At 68.5% G+C, this 13,060-nt stretch carries 14 protein-coding genes and 1 pseudogene; 9 read left to right on the top strand and 6 right to left on the bottom strand.

Features of this window, described 5'->3' with window-relative positions; genetic code table 11:
* Positions 1 to 8: 8 nt before the first annotated feature.
* Complete coding sequence (locus AWC16_RS12090) at positions 9 to 197, bottom strand: hypothetical protein (protein WP_085264997.1); 189 nt, start codon at positions 195 to 197, stop codon at positions 9 to 11.
* Positions 198 to 259: 62 nt separating this feature from the next.
* Here AWC16_RS12090 and AWC16_RS12085 point away from each other — a divergent pair, with 62 nt between their 5' ends.
* The 6 genes from AWC16_RS12085 (at position 260) to AWC16_RS12060 (ending at position 6,167) form a co-directional block, all read left to right on the top strand.
* Positions 260 to 2,608, top strand: a complete 2,349-nt coding sequence (locus AWC16_RS12085) for a helicase-associated domain-containing protein (protein ID WP_085264996.1) — start codon at positions 260 to 262, stop codon at positions 2,606 to 2,608.
* A gap of 102 nt (positions 2,609 to 2,710) precedes the next feature.
* Positions 2,711 to 2,953 (top strand): type II toxin -antitoxin system TacA 1-like antitoxin, encoded by a 243-nt coding sequence (locus AWC16_RS12080; protein ID WP_085264995.1) that lies wholly within the window; start codon positions 2,711 to 2,713, stop codon positions 2,951 to 2,953.
* The gene (locus AWC16_RS12075; RefSeq protein WP_085264994.1) at positions 2,950 to 3,363 is read left to right on the top strand and encodes a type II toxin-antitoxin system PemK/MazF family toxin; all 414 of its coding nucleotides are present in this window, start codon (positions 2,950 to 2,952) and stop codon (positions 3,361 to 3,363) included. Before AWC16_RS12080 ends, AWC16_RS12075 begins: the two co-directional genes overlap by 4 nt.
* 57 nt (positions 3,364 to 3,420) lie before the next feature.
* On the top strand, positions 3,421 to 5,073 hold the full coding sequence (locus tag AWC16_RS12070; RefSeq protein ID WP_085264993.1) for a DNA repair helicase XPB: 1,653 nt from the start codon (positions 3,421 to 3,423) through the stop codon (positions 5,071 to 5,073).
* Between the two features lie 57 nt (positions 5,074 to 5,130).
* Complete coding sequence (locus AWC16_RS12065; RefSeq protein WP_085264992.1) at positions 5,131 to 5,556, top strand: pyridoxamine 5'-phosphate oxidase family protein; 426 nt, start codon at positions 5,131 to 5,133, stop codon at positions 5,554 to 5,556.
* Positions 5,557 to 5,561: 5 nt separating this feature from the next.
* The gene (locus AWC16_RS12060; protein ID WP_085264991.1) at positions 5,562 to 6,167 is read left to right on the top strand and encodes a class I SAM-dependent methyltransferase; all 606 of its coding nucleotides are present in this window, start codon (positions 5,562 to 5,564) and stop codon (positions 6,165 to 6,167) included.
* A 7-nt stretch (positions 6,168 to 6,174) separates the two neighbouring features.
* Here the strand turns inward: AWC16_RS12060 and AWC16_RS12055 are convergent, their stop codons facing one another.
* The 3 genes from AWC16_RS12055 to AWC16_RS12045 are packed head-to-tail and all read right to left on the bottom strand — an operon-like array spanning position 6,175 to position 9,833.
* A complete protein-coding gene (locus AWC16_RS12055; RefSeq protein ID WP_085264990.1) occupies positions 6,175 to 6,459 on the bottom strand; it encodes a hypothetical protein in 285 nt (94 codons plus the stop codon).
* A 14-nt stretch (positions 6,460 to 6,473) separates the two neighbouring features.
* On the bottom strand, positions 6,474 to 8,606 hold the full coding sequence (locus AWC16_RS12050) for a 3-hydroxyacyl-CoA dehydrogenase NAD-binding domain-containing protein (RefSeq protein WP_085264989.1): 2,133 nt from the start codon (positions 8,604 to 8,606) through the stop codon (positions 6,474 to 6,476).
* 15 nt (positions 8,607 to 8,621) lie between these two features.
* Positions 8,622 to 9,833, bottom strand: coding sequence for an acetyl-CoA C-acetyltransferase (locus AWC16_RS12045; protein WP_085264988.1), 1,212 nt, complete (start codon positions 9,831 to 9,833; stop codon positions 8,622 to 8,624).
* A 268-nt stretch (positions 9,834 to 10,101) separates the two neighbouring features.
* Between AWC16_RS12045 and AWC16_RS12040 the strand changes: the two genes are divergently transcribed.
* A complete protein-coding gene (locus AWC16_RS12040) occupies positions 10,102 to 11,292 on the top strand; it encodes a pyridoxal phosphate-dependent aminotransferase (RefSeq protein ID WP_085265045.1) in 1,191 nt (396 codons plus the stop codon).
* On the opposite strand, the gene AWC16_RS12035 is transcribed toward AWC16_RS12040, so the two are convergent.
* Together AWC16_RS12035 and AWC16_RS12030 are read right to left on the bottom strand one after the other, a co-directional pair.
* Positions 11,279 to 11,737 (bottom strand): SRPBCC family protein, encoded by a 459-nt coding sequence (locus AWC16_RS12035; protein ID WP_085264987.1) that lies wholly within the window; start codon positions 11,735 to 11,737, stop codon positions 11,279 to 11,281. The two genes, AWC16_RS12040 and AWC16_RS12035, sit on opposite strands and share 14 nt — an antisense overlap.
* 55 nt (positions 11,738 to 11,792) lie before the next feature.
* Positions 11,793 to 12,236: an SRPBCC family protein gene (locus AWC16_RS12030; protein WP_085264986.1), complete on the bottom strand. Its 444-nt coding sequence runs from the start codon at positions 12,234 to 12,236 to the stop codon at positions 11,793 to 11,795.
* Positions 12,237 to 12,376: 140 nt separating this feature from the next.
* Between AWC16_RS12030 and AWC16_RS12025 the strand changes: the two are divergent.
* Both AWC16_RS12025 and AWC16_RS12020 read left to right on the top strand, forming a co-directional pair.
* Positions 12,377 to 12,529 (top strand): annotated as a pseudogene (locus AWC16_RS12025) (type II toxin-antitoxin system VapB family antitoxin); the annotation flags it as partial.
* 89 nt (positions 12,530 to 12,618) lie between these two features.
* Positions 12,619 to 13,020, top strand: coding sequence for a PIN domain-containing protein (locus AWC16_RS12020; protein WP_234812234.1), 402 nt, complete (start codon positions 12,619 to 12,621; stop codon positions 13,018 to 13,020).
* The last annotated feature ends 40 nt before the right edge of the window (positions 13,021 to 13,060 follow it).

The following is a 13,060-nucleotide window of genomic DNA, read 5'->3' as shown; positions in this document are numbered from 1 at the left end:
GTCACCGCCTACCGGTTGACGACGGTGACCGGATGCAGGTAGGGCAGGTCGTCGGCGGGGAGCGGGAACACCAGGTCCCCGAAGGGCGACAGGGCACCGGTCCGGTCGGTGCGCAGCTCACTCACAGCGGGTTCGCCGTCGGTCTCGGGCCAACCGTTGTCGACGTACCGGTTCTTCTTGTCCAGGTTTGCAGCCACGCCACCATTCTGACAGGTCGCGATCCCCGACGTTCACCGGTTGGGCCTTACCCTGGTCGTCGATGACCGAACACGCCCGGGGTGTGCCACTGGGATCGTGGCTGGCCGACCTGCCCGACGAAGGCCTGATCCGGCTGTTGAAGCTGCGACCCGACCTCGCCCAACCACCTCCGGGCAGTATCGCCGCCCTGGCGGCGCGGGCCCAGGCCCGCCAGTCGGTCCGGGCGGCCACCGACGAGCTGGACTTCCTGCGGCTGGCCGTCCTGGACGCCCTGCTGGAGTTGCACGCCGACACCACCGGGGTGGCGGCGGCCGAACTCCTGGCGCTGTTCGGTGAGCGCGCACCGGCGGGCGCGGTGTCCGAGGCGTTGGCCGATCTGATCGAGCGGGCGCTGTGTTGGGGTTCCCCGGGACCCGGCGGTTCAGCGAGGCTCGACGAAGGAGAGGCGAAGCTGGGACCGCCGCATGAGCCGAGCGGGGTGCTGCGCGTCGCGGCCGAGGCCGGCGCGGGCCTGCCGTGGCATCCGGGCCAGGTCACCCGGGAGGATGCGGTGCCGCTGGGCGCCGAACAGATCGTCGAGGCCGTCGCCGGTCTCGACGCGCCGCAGCGTGACCTGCTGGACAAACTGCTGACCGGCTCACCGGTCGGTCGCACCCGCGACGCCGCCCCCGGGGCACCGCCGGAGCGTCCGGTACCGCAGCTGCTGGCGGCGGGATTGCTGCACCGCATCGACGACGAGACGGTGATCCTGCCGCGGCTGGTCGGGCAGGTGCTGCGCGGCGAGCAGCCGGGTCCGGTCGCGTTGCACCCACCCGACCCGGTGGTGTCGCGCACCACCGCGGCCGACGTGGACGCGGCCGCTGCCGGCGCGGTGATCGACGTGCTGCGCGAGCTCGATGTGATCCTGGCCAGTCTGGGCGATACGCCGGTGCCGGAGCTTCGCAGCGGCGGGCTGGGCGTGCGCGAGGTCAAGCGACTGGCCAAGACCACCGGCGTCGACGAAGCGCGACTGGGACTGCTGCTCGAGCTGGCGGCCACCGCCCGGCTGATCGCGGCCGACTTCCCCGACCCCGGGACCGTCGACCCGCGAGAGTGGCCCGACGCCGACGGTCCCTACTGGGCGCCGACGGTGCTCGCCGACCGATTCGCCGAGCGGCCCACCGCCGAGCGTTGGCAGCTGCTGGCGGCCACCTGGCTGGATCTGCCGGCCCGGCCGGGCCTGATCGGCAGCCGCGGCCCCGACGGCAAACCCCGGGCGGCGCTGTCCACGCCGTTGTTCTCCACCGCCGCCCCGCTGGACCGCCGGCTGCTGCTGGGCATGCTCGCCGAGCTGCCCGACGGCGCGGGGGTCGACGCCGTGAGCGCGTCGCAGGCGTTGATCTGGCGCCGGCCGCGCTGGGCCAACCGGCTGCAGCCCGGTCCGGTGGGTGAGCTGCTCAACGAGGCGCATGCGCTCGGCGTGCTGGGCCGCGGCGCGATCAGCTCGCCGGGGCGGGCGCTGCTGACCGACTCCGGTGAGGAAGCGGCCGTGGCCGCGATGGCCAAGGCGCTGCCCGCGCCGATCGATCACTTCCTGGTGCAGGCCGATCTGACCGTGGTGGTCCCGGGACCGCTGAAGCGGGAACTCGCCGAGGAGTTGGCGAGCGTCGCCGATGTCGAATCGGCGGGCGCGGCGATGGTGTACCGGGTCTCCGAACAGACCATCCGCGCCGCCCTGGACATGGGCCGCACCGGGGCGGGGTTGCGCGCGTTCTTCGAGAGGCACTCGAAGACCCCGGTGCCGCAAGGGCTCAGCTATCTGATCGACGACGTCGCACGCCGGCACGGGCAGCTGCGGATCGGGATGGCGGCCGCCTTCGTGCGCTGCGAAGATCCGACCCTGCTGGCCCAGGCGGTCGCCGTTCCGGCCGCCGAGGCGCTGGGACTGCGGGTGCTGGCCCCGACGGTGGCGGTGGCCCAAGCCCCGATCTCCGATGTGCTGGCGGCGTTGCGCGACGCCGGTTTCGCCCCGGCCGCCGAGGATGCCAGCGGAACGATCGTCGACATCCGGCCCCGCGGGGTGCGGGTGCCCACACCGGCGGAGCGCCGCGGGCATCGGGTACTCACCGGACCCGGCGACGACAGCCTGGCCGCGCTGGTTCGGGTGCTGCGCACGGTGACGTCGGCGCCGTTCGACAACATCCGCCTGGAGCCGGTGACCGCGATGATCATGCTGCGGCGCGCCGCGCTGGAACGCGCCACGGTCCTGATCGACTACATCGACGCCGCCGGCGTGGCGACCCAGCGGGAGGTCTCCCCCACCCAGGTGGTGGGCGGCAAGCTGGTGGCGTTCGATTCGACGTCAGGGCAGATGCGGGACTTCGCGATCCACCGCATCAGGTCGGTGGAGTCGGCGAGCGACGGGGATTAGACCCCGACCATCAGACGGTGACGACCTAGTACATGTGCTACAAGGCCTGGTCGGTTCGTCGTCCGGCAGTGCGTGTCACGTCATCGTGTTACGCTGGGGTGTATGGCCGAGACGCTCACTATTCGACTGGATGCCGACGACCGGGCGGTGCTCGAGGAGGCAGCCCGGAAGCAAGGCAAGGGTCTGAGCGCATTCGTTCGGGAGATTGCCGAAGCTACGGCACGACAGGTCCGACGCGAGGCGATTCGGGCAGACGGAGAGCGGGTCATGGCACACCTTGGCGAGCACCCCGAAGCACGACGTGAACTCGATGAACTCGGTGCGCCGCAGGCCGACCTGGCATGAGCCGGCATAGAGCCGGCAGCGTCGTGGTCGTTGATTGGCGGGGCGGCGCGTTGCCGCACGAACCCGGCGGTTCAGCGAGCCTCGACGGAGGAGAGGCGAAGCTGGGAGCGCCGCATGAACTCGGCAATCTGCGTCCGGCCATAGTCGTCGAGGACCATGAGTTATTTCCCAACGACTATCCCAACATGCTGGTCGTTCCGTTGACCCGCGACGAGGGGCTGGCGCACCGGTCGTTCGCCGAACGCATCGAGCCGACCGCTGAGAACGGTGCGCAGACAACATGCTGGGCGTTGGCTCATCACGTCACCAGCGTGTCGCTGCGGCGCATCAATCCCACCGACTCACGAATAACGGCGGCGCAGCTCGCAAGCATCCGCAGCCGGATCATGGTTGCGATCGGCGCCACCTGACGATGGCGATTCATTCGAGCGTGTTCAAGCTGTCAGAGCACCCCGGATAATGGCCCCATGAGCACCGACGGGCCGTTGATCGTCCAATCCGACAAGACCGTTCTGCTCGAGGTCGACCATGAACAGGCCGGTTCGGCGCGCGCCGCGATCGCCCCGTTCGCCGAGCTGGAGCGCGCCCCCGAGCACGTGCACACCTACCGCATCACCCCGCTGGCGTTGTGGAACGCCCGGGCCGCCGGCCACGATGCCGAGCAGGTGGTCGACGCTCTGGTCAGCCATTCCCGGTACGCGGTGCCGCAGCCGCTGCTGGTCGACATCGTCGACACCATGGCGCGCTACGGGCGCCTGCAGCTGGTGAAGAGCCCGGTGCACGGCCTGACCCTGGTCAGCCTGGATCGCGCGGTGCTCGAGGAGGTGCTGCGCAACAAGAAGATCGCCCCGATGCTCGGTGCCCGTATCGATGACGACACCGTCGTGGTGCATCCCAGCGAGCGGGGCCGGGTCAAGCAGATGTTGCTCAAGATAGGTTGGCCCGCAGAGGATCTGGCGGGCTACGTCGACGGCGAGGCGCATCCGATCGAGCTGCGCCAGGATGGCTGGCAGCTGCGCGACTATCAGGAGATGGCCGCCGACTCGTTCTGGTCGGGGGGCTCGGGGGTGGTGGTGTTGCCCTGTGGTGCCGGCAAGACGCTGGTCGGTGCCGCGGCCATGGCCAAGGCGCAGGCCACCACGCTGATCCTGGTCACCAACACCGTCGCTGGCCGCCAGTGGAAACGGGAACTGGTGGCGCGCACCTCGCTGACCGAGGAGGAGATCGGCGAGTACTCCGGGGAGCGCAAGGAGATCCGGCCGGTCACCATCGCCACCTATCAGGTGATCACCCGGCGCACCAAGGGCGAATACCGGCACCTGGAGCTGTTCGACAGCCGCGACTGGGGGCTGATCATCTACGACGAGGTGCACCTGCTGCCGGCCCCGGTGTTCCGGATGACCGCCGATCTGCAGTCACGCCGGCGCCTCGGGCTGACTGCGACGCTGATCCGTGAGGACGGCCGCGAAGGCGACGTGTTCTCCCTGATCGGGCCCAAGCGTTACGACGCGCCGTGGAAGGACATCGAGGCCCAAGGCTGGATCGCGCCGGCCGAATGCATCGAGGTACGGGTCACCATGACCGAGAGCGAACGGATGACCTACGCCGTCGCCGAACCCGAGGAGCGCTACAAGCTGTGCTCAACGGTGCACTCCAAGATCGCGGTGGTGCGCTCGATCCTCGAACAGCATCCCGGCGAGCAGACTCTGGTGATCGGCGCCTACCTCGATCAGTTGGAGGAACTGGGCGAGCAGTTGGACGCCCCGGTGATCCAGGGATCGACGCGGACCGCCGAGCGCGAGAAGCTGTTCGACGCGTTCCGCCGCGGCGAGGTGTCCACCCTGGTGGTGTCCAAGGTCGCCAACTTCTCCATCGACCTGCCGGAGGCCTCGGTGGCCGTCCAGGTGTCGGGCACCTTCGGATCCCGGCAGGAGGAGGCCCAGCGGCTGGGCCGACTGCTGCGCCCCAAAGCCGACGGCGGCGGTGCGGTGTTCTACTCGGTGGTCGCCCGCGACAGTCTGGACGCCGAGTACGCCGCGCACCGGCAGCGGTTTCTGGCCGAGCAGGGTTACGGCTACGTCATCCGCGACGCCGACGACCTGCTCGGCCCGGCGATCTGAAGCGACCCGCCAGCACGGCAAACGCGATGCGGCGGCCATTGCGGTTAGCCTCGAAACATGGCCTTGTCCAAGGAAGAACGCGAGCAGTTTCTGGCCGAGCCGCACATCGCGGCGCTGTCGGTGAGCGCCGGCGCCGGCCGCGGCCCCCTGACGGTGCCGATCTGGTACCAGTACACCCCGGGCGGCGAGCCCTGGGTGCTGACCGGGGCGGGGTCGCGCAAGGCGCGGCTCATCGAGGCGGCCGGATGCTTCTCGCTGATGGTGGAGCGGACCGAGCCGACGCTGCGCTACGTCACCGTCGACGGCCCCGTCAGCCGTATCGAGCCCGGCACCGAAGACCAGCACGCCGAGCTGGCGCACCGCTACCTACCGCCGGAACGGGCCGAGAAGTTCCTCAAGTTCGCGCTGGCCGAACTGGGCGAGCAGGTGGCCATCTACCTGCGTCCCCAGCACTGGCTGTCGACGGACCTGGGGGCGGTCTAGGCGCCATGACGGCCAGGCAAAAGCTGTTCCGGGCTATGTACCGGTTGGGGTTCACCCCCTGGGACGGCCATGCCCTGGCCCGCGGCCTGCGCAACCTGGTCGAAAGCGAGCCCGGCGTGGCGCTGCCGCCGAGCACGGCACTGGATCTGGGGTGCGGAACCGGGGACAACTCCATCTATCTGGCGCAGAACGGCTGGCAGGTCACCGGTGTCGACTTCGCCCCGCGGGCACTGCGCACCGCCCGGGCCAAGGCCCAGGCCGGGAAGGCGTCGGTGCGATTCGTGTGCACCGACATCACCGAGCTGAGTTCCGCCGGGGTCGGTGACGACTTCGCCCTGGTGGTGGACAGCGGCTGCATTCATGGCATGAGCGACAGCGACCGCGCCAGCTACGTCCGGCAGGTCAACGCGGTGACCGCACCGGATTCGCGGCTGTTGATCGTCGCGTTCGCCCCCGGTGCGCTGTTCGGGGTCCGCGGTATCGACGAGGCCGAGATCCAGCGCCTCTTCGCTCCGGAATGGGAACTGCTCGCCACCGGCGACGAGCCGAACTATCTGCCGGCCAGCGGCGGCCATCGGGTGCGGCACTACCTGTTGGCGCGCCGGAGCTGAGCGCCGCTCAGCGCACGCAGACGTCGGCCGGCAGCAGCAGCATCACCGGCCACAGCGCCACCGACGTCACGGTCGCCAGCTCGTAGACGCTGGCGGGCGGTACGCCGTACTGCCGCTCCGCCTGGGCCTGCAGACGTTCCACGCCGTCGGGGTGCATGAACAGCCACACCACACCGGCGATCACATAGACCAGGCCGAGCCACAGCGCCGCCTCGATCAACGCCCCGACGCTCACCCGGTAGTCGAGCAGACGCAGAATCCCCCGAAACCGCGGGGTTTCGGGGGATTCCACGTCTGCTCGCCGGATTAGAGAAGCGACGCCGGCGGGTTGAACCGGTCGCCGTACTTGGCGGCCAGTTCCTTGGCCCGCGCCACGAAGGCGGCCTTGCCGCCCGGGTAGCCGGTGATGAACTGCGCGGTGCCGCCGGTCCACGGCGGGAACCCGATGCCCATGATCGCGCCGATGTTGGCGTCGGCGGTCGAGGACAGCACGCCCTCGTCGAAGCACTTCTGGGTTTCCAGCACCTCGACGAAGAGCATCCGGTCGATCATGTCCTGCAGCGGCGGGGTGGAGCTGCCCGAGTTGAACGTCTCCCGCAGACCCGACCACAAGCCGCTGCGCTTGCCGTCGACGTACTCGTAGAAGCCCGCGCCCGCCAGGCGCGACGGCCGACCGAGTTCGATCATCTTGTTGATGACCACCTCGTTCGGTTGCGTCTCGAGGGTGCCGCCGGCCGCCTCGACACCCTCGCGGGTGGCGATGACGATCTTCTGCATCAGCTCCAGGTTGAGCTCGTCGCAGAGCTGCAGCGGCGCCGCCGGGTAGCCGGCCTGCAGACCGGCCTGCTCGATGCTGGCCGGCTCCACGCCCTCGCCCAGCATGATCAGCGCCTCGGTGACGAAGGTGCCGATGACGCGGGAGGTGTAGAAGCCGCGGCTGTCATTGACCACGATCGGGGTCTTCTTGATGGCCAGCACGTAGTCGAACACCCGGGCCAGCGCCTCGTCAGAGGTCTTCTCGCCCTTAATGATCTCCACCAGCGGCATCTTGTCGACCGGCGAGAAGAAGTGGATCCCGATGAAGTCCTCCTGGCGCTTCACGCCGGTCGCCAGGCCGGTGATCGGCAGCGTGGAGGTGTTCGATCCCAGCAGCGCGTTGGGCTCGACGATGTCCTCGATCTCGGCGAAGACCTTGTGCTTGAGCTCCTGGCTCTCGAACACCGCCTCGATCACGAAGTCGACACCGGCCAGGTCCTTCGCGTCACCGGTCGGGGTGATCTTGTCCAGCAGCGCCTTGGACTTCTCCGCAGTGGTGCGGCCGCGCTCCAGCGCCTTGGCCTCCAGCTTCTCCGAGTAGCCCTTGCCCTTCTGGGCCGCCTCCAGCGAGACATCCTTGAGCACCACATCGAAGCCGGCCTTGGCCGACACGTAGGCGATGCCGGCGCCCATCATCCCGGCACCGAGCACACCGATCTTCTTGATCGGGGTCTGCGCGATGCCCTCGGGGCGGCTGCCGCCACCGTTGATGTGCTGCAGGTCGAAGAAGAACGCCTGGATCATGTTCTTGGCGACGTTGCCGGTGACCAGCGAGACGAAGTACCGGCTCTCGATGCGGCTGGCGGTGTCGAAGTCCACCTGCGCGCCCTCGATCGCGGCGGCCAGGATAGCCCGCGGCGCGGGCATCGGGGCACCCTTGAGCTGCTTGCGCAGCAGAGCCGGGAACGACGGCAGGATCGCCGCCAGCGCCGGAGTCGACGGGGAGCCGCCGGGCATCTTGTAGCCCTTGGCATCCCACGGCTGGGTGTGGGCCTCCGGGTTGGCCTTAATCCAGGCCTTGGCGGCCGGCACCAGTTCCTCGACGGTCGGCAGCACCTCGTCGACCAGACCGATCTCCTTGGCCTTGGCCGGCTTGAAGCGGGTGCCCTGGGCCAGCACATTCATGAACGCGTTCTGGATGCCCAGCATGCGCACCGTGCGGGTGACACCGCCGCCACCGGGCAGCAGGCCCAGGGTGACCTCGGGCAGGCCGAGCTGGCTGCCCTTGGCGTCGGCCGCGATCCGGTGGTGACAGGCCAGCGCGATCTCCAGGCCACCGCCGAGAGCGGCGCCGTTGATGGCGGCGACAACCGGCTTGCCAAAGGTCTCCAGAGTGCGCAGGTCAGCCTTGATGCCCTCGACCTGCTCGAAAACCGCCTGGGCGTCGTCGGGGCCCACCTGGATCATCGCCTTGAGGTCGCCACCGGCGAAGAAGGTCTTCTTGGCGCTGGCGATGACCACACCGGTGATCGAATCCTTCTCCGCGACAAGGCGTTCCACCGCGTTGTGCATGGACTCGCGGTAGTGCTCGTTCATCACGTTGGCCGACCCGGTCGGGTCGTCCAGGGTCAGCGTGACGATGCCGTCAGCGTCCTTGTCCCATTTGATGGTGTTCTCTGCCATTTTTTACAAACCCTCTCAGACGCGCTCGATGATGGTGGCGACGCCCATGCCACCGCCGATGCAGAGTGTGATCAGAGCGCGGCGGGCACCCCGGCGCTCCAGTTCGTCGACCATGGTGCCGGTGATCATCGCGCCGGTGGCGCCCAGCGGGTGGCCCATCGCGATCGCACCGCCGTTGACGTTGAGCTTCTCGTCGGGGATCTTGAGGTCCTTCTGGAACTTCAGCACCACCGAGGCGAACGCCTCGTTGAGCTCGAACAGGTCGATGTCATCGACGGTCAGCCCGGCCCGGTCCAGCACCTTGACGGTGGCCGGGGTGGGGCCGGTGAGCATGATCGTCGCGTCGGCACCGCTGGTGGCGGTGGCCACGACCCGCGCCCGCGGGGTCAGCCCCTGCGAGGTGCCGGCCTTTTCCGAACCGATCAGCAGCAGCGCGGCGCCGTCGACGATGCCGGAGCTGTTGCCGCCGGTGTGAACGTGGTTGATGCCCTCGACCCAGTGGTACTTCTGCAGCGCCACGTCGTCGAAGCCGCCCATCGCGCCGATGCCGTCGAACGCGGTCCGCAGCTTGCCCAGGCCTTCCAGGGTGGTGTCGGGACGCATGTGCTCGTCGTGGTCGAGAACCACCAGGCCGTTCTGGTCACGCACCGGGATGACGGACTTGGCGAAGTAGCCACCCGACCAGGCAGCCGCCGCCCGCTGCTGGCTGCGCAGCGCGTAGTTGTCGACGTCCTCGCGGGAGAAGCCCTCGATGGTGGCGATCAGGTCGGCACCGATGCCCTGCGGGGCGATGAAGTTGTCGTAGGTGAAGGGGACGTCGGAGAACATCGCGCCGCCGTCGGAGCCCATCGGGATCCGGCTCATCGACTCCACGCCGCCGGCCAGCACCAGGTCGTCCCAACCCGAACGCACCTTCTGCGCGGCGGTGTTGACGGCCTCGAGCCCGGAAGCGCAGAACCGGTTGAGCTGCACGCCGCCGGTGGTGTCGGGCAGGCCCGCGGCCAGCACCGCGGTGCGGGCGATGTCGCCGCCCTGGTCACCCACGGGCGAGACGCAGCCCAGGACGACGTCGCTGATCAGGCTCTCGTCCAGGTCGGGGTGGCGGGAGCGCAGTTCGTCGATGAGGCCGACGACCAGGCTGATCGGCTTGACCTCGTTCAGCGCCCCGTTGCGCTGCTTGCCGCGCGGGGTGCGAATGGCCTCGTAGATGAAGGCTTCTTCGGACATGGGAGATTCCTCTTCAGATTGGTGTTCGATGCGGATTCTTCGATTTGCGTCTGGTCGGAGCGTAGTCCCCGGATTTCCAGCCTAACAGGGCGGCCTATCAACCGGATGGTTGGGCCAATTGGGGGCTGGTGCCCGGGCGGCCGCTCGCTCCCCGCCGAGCGTGAAGTTGGCCGCACGCTCGGGGGTCGACCGTGAAGACAGCCGCACGCTCGGCCCGGCCTGCGATGCCCGTTAGGGCCCTTTAGGCTCGGATCCCATGACGGCGCGGATGGTCTCACGGCTGGAGCCCTATGCCACCACGATCTTCGCCGAGATGTCGGCGCTGGCTGCGCGGATCGGCGCGGTCAACCTCGGCCAGGGTTTCCCCGACGAGGACGGGCCGCCGGCCATGCTGGACGCCGCCCGGACCGCGATCGCCGAGGGCCTCAACCAGTACCCGCCCGGGCCCGGTATCGCCGCCCTGCGCGAAGCCATCGCCGGGCAGCGCGCGCGGCACTTCGGCATCGACTACGACCCGGACACCGAAGTCCTGGTGACGGTCGGTGCCACCGAGGCCATCGCCGCCGCCGTGCTCGGCCTGGTCGAACCGGGCTCAGAGGTGCTGCTGCTGGAACCGTTCTACGACTCCTACTCGCCGGTGGTGGCTATGGCCGGGGCGCGACGGGTCAGCGTGCCGCTGGTGCCCGACGGCCGCGGGTTCGCGTTGGACCCCGACGCGTTGCGGCGAGCGATCACCCCGGCGACCCGGGCGCTGATCGTCAACTCACCGCACAACCCGACCGGCACTGTGTTCACCGAGTCCGAGCTGGCGGCCATAGCGCGCATCGCGGTGGAGGCCGACCTGCTGGTGATCTCCGACGAGGTCTACGAGCACCTGGTCTTTGCCGGGCGTACCCACCTGCCCCTGGCCGGCTTCGAGGGGATGGCGCAGCGCACCGTCACGGTCTCCAGCGCGGCGAAGATGTTCAACTGCACCGGCTGGAAGATCGGCTGGGCGTGCGGGCCTGCGGATCTGCTGGCCGGGGTGCGGGCCGCCAAGCAATACCTCAGTTATGTCGGTGGGGCACCGTTTCAGCCCGCGGTGGCGTTGGCCCTCAGCACCGAGGACTCCTGGGTGGCGGCGCTGCGGGCGACCATGCAGGCCCGTCGGGACCGGTTGACCGACGGGCTGGCGCGGGTGGGCTTTGAGGTGCACGACAGTTTCGGCACGTATTTTCTGTGCGCCGATCCCCGCCCGCTGGGCTACGACGACAGCACGGCGTTCTGTGCCGAACTGCCGCACCGGGCCGGGGTGGCAGCCATCCCACTGTCGGCGTTCTGCGTACCGTCGGGTGACGCGACCGCACCCGAGGTCTGGAATCACTTGGTGCGGTTCACCTTTGTCAAGCGGGAAGACACCATCGACGAGGCGATCCGGCGGTTGGAGACGCTGCGCGACGGGCCGGTCACGGCTCGGTAGCCGCCACCCCGTCGTCTCCCATCACCCGCTGCCGCAACCGCTCGGTGGCAGTGGCCAGCACCAGCTTGCTCGCGCGCCGGACCACGAACTCCGGGATCGGCCCGGCCGGTTCGACGGTGATGTCGAAGCGCACCCGGGTGCTGTCCGGGCCTTCACGCTTGAGGGTGTACTCGACGTGCTGGGCGTGCTGCTGCGCGGTCGACTTGGCGTCCCAGACCATCCAGTCCGGGCCCCAGTGGTATTCCAGGATCTCCTTGTCCACCAACCCCAGAACCTTGATGGTCGCGAGGACATGGTGCGGGCGGCCATCCTCGTACTCGTCGAGCACTTCCATCCGCTTGTGCACCGGTGACCAGGACACGAAGTCGCTCACATCAGCGAGCGCGTCGAGGATTTTCTCCGGCGGCGCGTCAATCACAATTTCCCGCGATGCTCGAACAGCCACTGTTTCAAGCCTAGCCCCGCCCCCGGCTATCGGCGGGATTTCACCACAGGCGAATTCAGCGACCTTTTTGGATCTTGAGCACCTGGGTGCGCAGGCCGTCGGTGGCGGTCTTCATGCCGCCTTTGAGGGTGCTCTTGAGCAGGAATCCCGGGATCGGGATCGAGGGGTCGACGGCCATGTCGAACCGGACCTTGGTCTTGTCGCCCTGGGGGGTCAGCGTGTACTTGGCGTCCTGCGCCTTGAGTTGGCCTGCCGACACCAGCGTCCAGCCGACACTGTCAGCGGTCCAGCTGTACTCGACCACCTGCTCGTCGGTGAGTCCGGCTGCCTTGATCCTGATCCGCACCCGGCGCGGCCGGCCATCGTCGTGGGTGTCGAGCACCTCGGCACTCTGGTACTGCGGCGACCAGGCGGGGATGGACTCGATATCGGCGAGGACACCGAAAATCTCCTCCGGGCTCGCCTCGATGACGACTTCGCGAGAATCCTTGACTGCCATGGCTGGCACCCTAGTAGGCAGGAATCAGCGTGTCAGGTTGATCGCCAAGCCGGCGCGCCACGGCCCCGGTTTCGATCTGGGCCAGCCCTGATGTTGGTGACATACACTGCTCATGTACATCACCAACATGAGGAGCGGTCATGGCGGTAACCCAGGTCGACCTTGATGAGGAGACGCTGCGCGAGGTCATGCGGATAGCGGGGGTGCACACCAAGAAGGAGGCGGTGAACCTGGCGATGCGTGACTACGTCGAGCGGTTCAAGCGGATCGAGGCGCTGGCTCGCTCCCGCGAGCACGCCAGGAACTGGGATTACGACGGGTGGCTTGTCGCCCGTGCCGACGAGAAGGCTGCCGGGAAAGCCACCGGGTGATCTGTTTTCTGGTGGACTCATCGGCGGTCTGGCGTTTGCAGCGTCAGTCGGACCTCACCGAGGCTTGGAGTTCAGCGCTGGTCAGTGGCGGCATCGGCTCTTGTGAACCGCAACGCGTCGAGTTCCGTCGATCAGCGCGGAATGCCGATGAGTTCGACCAGATGAATGCGATGTTCCGCGAGGTCTATCCCGATGTGCCAGTGCCCAAATCGATTTGGCGATGGGTCGACTCCGCACAGTATCGGCTGACGCTCGCCGGTGCGGTACGTCCCCTGTCGGTCGTCGACCTACTGGTCTGCGGAACCGCCGCGGCGAATGGATTGATCGTCCTGCATGACGACGGCGACTACGAGCTCGCTGCGCAGCACCTGCCGGATGTCACGGCTCGCCGTGTCGTCGATATCGACGAGTAGCACCCGGAACACTCAGCCCAGGCGTTGGCGCGGTGGCACG

The organism is Mycolicibacter longobardus (genome assembly GCF_002102265.1).
Classification (GTDB): domain Bacteria; phylum Actinomycetota; class Actinomycetes; order Mycobacteriales; family Mycobacteriaceae; genus Mycobacterium; species Mycobacterium longobardum.
Note: the sequence above shows the minus strand (reverse complement) of the source record. Positions and strands in the feature narration are given on the sequence as shown.

Bases quoted from the DNA above. Each gene is read 5' to 3' on its own strand.
- AWC16_RS12070 (WP_085264993.1), top strand. From the start codon at position 3,421: ATGAGCACCGACGGGCCGTTGATCGTCCAATCCGACAAGACCGTTCTG.
- AWC16_RS12065 (WP_085264992.1), top strand. From the start codon at position 5,131: ATGGCCTTGTCCAAGGAAGAACGCGAGCAGTTTCTGGCCGAGCCGCAC.
- AWC16_RS12085 (WP_085264996.1), top strand. From the start codon at position 260: ATGACCGAACACGCCCGGGGTGTGCCACTGGGATCGTGGCTGGCCGAC.
- AWC16_RS12080 (WP_085264995.1), top strand. From the start codon at position 2,711: ATGGCCGAGACGCTCACTATTCGACTGGATGCCGACGACCGGGCGGTG.
- AWC16_RS12040 (WP_085265045.1), top strand. From the start codon at position 10,102: ATGGTCTCACGGCTGGAGCCCTATGCCACCACGATCTTCGCCGAGATG.
- AWC16_RS12050 (WP_085264989.1), bottom strand. From the start codon at position 8,606: ATGGCAGAGAACACCATCAAATGGGACAAGGACGCTGACGGCATCGTC.
- AWC16_RS12030 (WP_085264986.1), bottom strand. From the start codon at position 12,236: ATGGCAGTCAAGGATTCTCGCGAAGTCGTCATCGAGGCGAGCCCGGAG.
- AWC16_RS12060 (WP_085264991.1), top strand. From the start codon at position 5,562: ATGACGGCCAGGCAAAAGCTGTTCCGGGCTATGTACCGGTTGGGGTTC.
- AWC16_RS12075 (WP_085264994.1), top strand. From the start codon at position 2,950: ATGAGCCGGCATAGAGCCGGCAGCGTCGTGGTCGTTGATTGGCGGGGC.
- AWC16_RS12045 (WP_085264988.1), bottom strand. From the start codon at position 9,833: ATGTCCGAAGAAGCCTTCATCTACGAGGCCATTCGCACCCCGCGCGGC.